At 65.5% G+C, this 1,078-nt stretch carries 1 protein-coding gene; it reads right to left on the reverse strand.

The genetic code is table 11. From position 1 onward, the window contains the following. Positions 1 to 1,078 (reverse strand): ABC transporter ATP-binding protein (locus DIE03_RS38000; protein WP_124457141.1); only part of this gene is annotated, 1,078 nt, incomplete at both ends.

Below are 1,078 nucleotides of genomic sequence, written 5' to 3' on the forward strand. Positions count from 1 at the left end.
TGCGTCAGCACGACGCCGCTGGCCGGCGACCACGACACGAACACGTCGTCGTTCCACGCCGGTGCGTTGTCGCTCATCAGGTGCGAGCTCGACAGGTTCGACACGACCGTCTTGCCGCTCGGCAAGCGCACGTGGTACAGCGAGTAGCTGCCCATGTACGCGATGTCGGTCACGACGCCGCGCGCCCAGTTGTGCTTCGAGCCGGGCTTCTCGCGCGACACGTGGATGCGCTCCGGGCGCACCGAGATGCCGACCGGCATTCCGAGCGGGCCCGTGACGCCGTGGCTCACGTACATGCGCGCCTCGAGGTCGTCGCTCTCGACGAAGATGTGATCGGGCTCGTCCTCGACCACACGGCCTTCGAACAGGTTGGTGGAGCCGATGAATTCGGCGGAGAAGCGGCTGTTCGGGAACTCGTATACCTCGCCCGGCGCGCCGATCTGCACGATCTTGCCTTCGCTCATCACCGCGAGGCGGCTGGCCATCGTCATCGCCTCTTCCTGGTCGTGCGTGACCATCACGCAGGTCACGTCGACCTTCTCGATGATGTTCACGAGTTCGAGCTGGGTCTTCTGGCGGATCTTCTTGTCGAGCGCGGACATCGGCTCGTCGAGCAGCAGCAGCTTCGGGCGCTTGACCAGCGAGCGGGCCAGTGCGACGCGCTGCTGCTGGCCGCCGGAGAGCTGATGCGGCTTGCGCTGCGCGTACTTGCTCATCTGCACGAGCGCGAGCGCATCGGCCACGCGCTCCTTGATCTCGTTTTTCGGCGTGCCTTCCTGCTTCAGGCCGAACGCGACGTTCGATTCGACCGTCATGTGCGGGAACAGCGCGTACGACTGGAACATCATGTTCACGGGGCGGCGGTACGGCGGCAGCGACGCGAGGTCCTCGCCGTCGACGAAGATCCTGCCGGAGGTCGCCGTCTCCAGCCCGGCGAGCATGCGCAGCAGCGTCGACTTGCCGCAGCCGGAGCTGCCGAGCAGTGCGAACAGTTCGTTCTTCGCGATCGTCAGGTTCACGTTGTCGACGGCCGTGCTGTCGCCGAACTTCTTCACGACGTTCTCGATGCGGACGAACG

The sequence above is a fragment of the Burkholderia sp. Bp8992 genome, assembly GCF_003853705.1.
In the GTDB taxonomy this organism is placed as follows: domain Bacteria; phylum Pseudomonadota; class Gammaproteobacteria; order Burkholderiales; family Burkholderiaceae; genus Burkholderia.